Annotated in this window: 4 protein-coding genes; 3 read left to right on the forward strand and 1 reads right to left on the reverse strand. The window is 68.8% G+C overall.

Annotation, left to right across the window (positions count from 1 at the left end; all coding sequences use genetic code 11):
• The coding region (locus tag VFP86_18740) for a glycosyltransferase family 39 protein (GenBank protein HET9001686.1) at window positions 1-1,196 on the reverse strand (1,196 nt) is incomplete at its 3' end.
• 60 nt (window positions 1,197-1,256) lie between these two features.
• Between VFP86_18740 and VFP86_18745 the strand changes: the two genes are divergently transcribed.
• The 3 genes from VFP86_18745 to VFP86_18755 form a co-directional block, all read left to right on the forward strand.
• Window positions 1,257-1,817, forward strand: a complete 561-nt coding sequence (locus tag VFP86_18745; protein HET9001687.1) for a class I SAM-dependent methyltransferase — start codon at window positions 1,257-1,259, stop codon at window positions 1,815-1,817.
• 40 nt (window positions 1,818-1,857) lie between these two features.
• The gene (cmk, locus tag VFP86_18750) at window positions 1,858-2,547 is read left to right on the forward strand and encodes a (d)CMP kinase (protein HET9001688.1); all 690 of its coding nucleotides are present in this window, start codon (window positions 1,858-1,860) and stop codon (window positions 2,545-2,547) included.
• On the forward strand, window positions 2,537-3,094 hold a 558-nt coding region (locus VFP86_18755; GenBank protein HET9001689.1), incomplete at its 3' end, for a lysophospholipid acyltransferase family protein. The genes cmk and VFP86_18755, both read left to right, overlap by 11 nt.

Genomic DNA, 3,094 nt, shown 5'->3' on the forward strand with positions numbered 1-3,094 from the left:
GGGGCCATGACCTGATACCAGTCGCTCGCGATGAAGAACGGCCCCTCCGCGTCTCGCCGCGCCACGGCGGCGATCGCCGGCCCGGCCTGGGACCACCCGTAGTAGTTCGCGGCCGGGTCGATCTGCGGCGGAAGGAACGTAGCGGTGAGGAACGGCAGCGCATAAAAGAGTGCCCCGATAAATCCGGTCACTCCGGCCACGATCGCGAACAGCCTCCACCGGATGTGCGACGCCGCCAAGGGCAGCGGTTCGGTCGCGATGCCGGCCAGCGCGACCACGCCGGCCATATATCCTGGCGCGGACCAGTGAGGTTTGGCGTAGACTAAAAAGCTCCCCGCGAAGGCCCCGAGCACGACCGGCCATCCCGCGGCCGCCAGGAACAACCACGCCGGGTCCTGCCGCCTGATCCCGCGCCACGCGGCCACGACAAGGGCCAGGATCAAGGCGGGGAACATCAGCGGGCTTGCGTAGACAAACTGCGTTGTGAGGAAGAACCGAGTGTTGCTTTGATCGGTCCACCGCGACGTCCCGAGCGCGGTCAGCGCAAAGGAGATCCAATGGTGCGCCGCGTTCCACCACACCACGGGCGCGAAGATGGCGAGCGCGACCGCAAGTCCGAGGTAGGGCTCGCGCCGCGTCAACCAGCGGCGGTGCACCGGCGAGAGCAGCAGCCACAGTCCGATCGACACCGGGAGCGCGACGGCGACATACTTGCTCTGGAGCCCCAATCCCAGCCACACCCCCGCCGCCAGCCACGGCCCCAGGGCCGTCCCGGTCGCCGCGCGCCAGGCCCAGAGCAGGGTCATCACCCAGCAGAGAAACAACGGGCCGTCGGGGGCCGTCAGCAGCGACCCGGCCACGAACACCGGGATGAGCGAGTACAAGATGACCGCCCAGGTCGCAGCGTCACGACCAATCACCTCCCGCGCCAGCGTCCAAAGCGCCAGCGAGGTGGCGAGCGCGAGTCCAACCGCGACGGCGTGAACGGCGAACGGCGTGTTCCCAAGGACCCGGACCCCCGCCCACACCAGGTACGCGATCGCCGGCGGATGATCAACATACCCCGCCGCCAGGTGCCTCGACCACTCCCAGTAGTACGCCTCGTCGTCACCGAGCGGGAGGGTCGCTGCGAGGACTAAGCGAATGGCGGTGAGGCTGAGCAGACCGGCAAGGAGAGAACGTGGAACGCGAGGCATGCTTGCACGATGGTACGGGATTTGCCCCACGCCGTCAATCAATGACGGCGCACGGCCGCAATGCGAAGTGACCGTACGCGCTGGGATGCGCGATACGCAGAAGGGGACCGCCGTCACGATGCCGGCCCGTCGCCGCTTCTCCTGGAATGGCTCCCGCGATGGCAGGCCGGACGCGCACTCGACGTTGCCGCCGGGTTGGGACGCCACGCGCTGCTCCTTGCGCGACACGGATGGTCGGTCGACGCGATCGATATTTCGCTCGAAGGGCTCCGCGTCCTCAGCCAGCGGGCGCGCGACGCCGCGATGAGGATCAACCTCGTCCTCGCGGACTTCGACACGTTCGCATGCCGGCCCGCGGTCTACGACCTCATCGTCGACACGTTCTTTCTGGACCGCCGGCTGATCCCCCGGTTCTGGCGCTGGCTCCGTCCCGGAGGCGTGGTGTTCTTCGAAACGCACTTGACGACCCCGACCCCAGCAGATCGGAGCAAGTATGCGCTGCAGATGCACGAGGCCCGCGGGCTGTTTGCGCGCTGGGATCTCCTCGCGTATTCGGAAGGACCCGAAGACGACGGCGCGCGGTGCATCGACACGGTTCGCCTCGTTGCCCGCCGGCCATGAGCGTAGGAGCGCCCGGTCCCCGCACCGAATTCGGGGGGGCGTGGCCACGGCGCGCGCGGCAATCGCACTCGCGATCGACGGACCGATGGGTTCGGGGAAGAGCACGGTAGCCCGCGAGGTCGCCAAGCGCCTCGGATTCCAGTACGTGGATACCGGCGCGATGTACCGCGCGATCGCCGTCGCGGCAATTCGGCGGGGCATCGCCCCCGATGATGTCGACGCGCTGGCGAGACTCGCGCGCGCGGTCACCCTCAGCCTCGAGCCACAACCGGACGGATCCACGCGCGTGCTGGTGGACGGGGACGACGTCACCCCGGCGCTCCGAAGCGTCGAGGTGAACCGCATCGTGTTCAGGGTCGCTCGGGTACCTGGCGTGCGCGACGCCCTCGGGGCCATCCAGCGGGCGTTGGGCGGCCGCGGCGGGGTCGTCATGGAGGGGCGGGATATCGGATCGGTCATCCTTCCGAACGCGGAGGTCAAGGTGTTTCTCACGGCCTCAATTGAGGTGCGGGCCCACCGGCGTCAGGCGGAATTGGTGGAGAACGGGGCGCCGATGCCGCTCGGGGAGGTCCAACGGATCATCGAGGAAGACGACCGGGCGGCCACCACCCGGGATGTCGCGCCGTTGCGGGTGGCACCGGGGGCGGTCGTCATCGACAGCACGCGCCTCTCGATCGATCAAGTCGTCGATCAGATTGTGGCGTTGGTGGAGCGCGCGCGTGGTTTATAGGCTGTCTCGCTTTGTCATATGGCTCGTCCTCCGCACACTGTTTGGGTTCAGGGTCGAGGGCGGCCACCACGAGCCGGCCTCGGGTCCCTTGCTCATCGTCAGCAACCACGTCAGTGATCTTGATCCTCTCGTCTTGGGGGCCGCCCTTCGCCGCCGGGTAAATTACATGGCCAAAATCGAGCTGTTCCGCCCGCCGCTCCTCCGGTGGTGGGTGAGCGCATGCGGAGCCTTCCCCGTCCGCCGCGGGGAGGCGGATCGCCAGGCGCTTCGCACGGCCCGCGCCCTTCTCGAACACGGGGAGGCGCTCGTCATGTTCCCGGAGGGGACGCGCGGGGCGAGCATCCGCGACCTCCGCCCGCCCGAGCCGGGCGCCGCGCTCCTCGCGCTTCGCACCGGTGCGGTGATCCTGCCCGTGGCCGTGATCGGGACCGACACGGTGTTCCCGAAAGGCGCGCGCCGCCTCTCCCGCGGCACGATCCGGGTCAGGGTGGCGGCGCCGATACGAATCGATGGACTCACGTCCGGGTCCGCCGCCGGCCGCGCCGAT

This window comes from bacterium (assembly GCA_035703895.1).
Lineage (GTDB): Bacteria > Sysuimicrobiota > Sysuimicrobiia > Sysuimicrobiales > Segetimicrobiaceae > Segetimicrobium.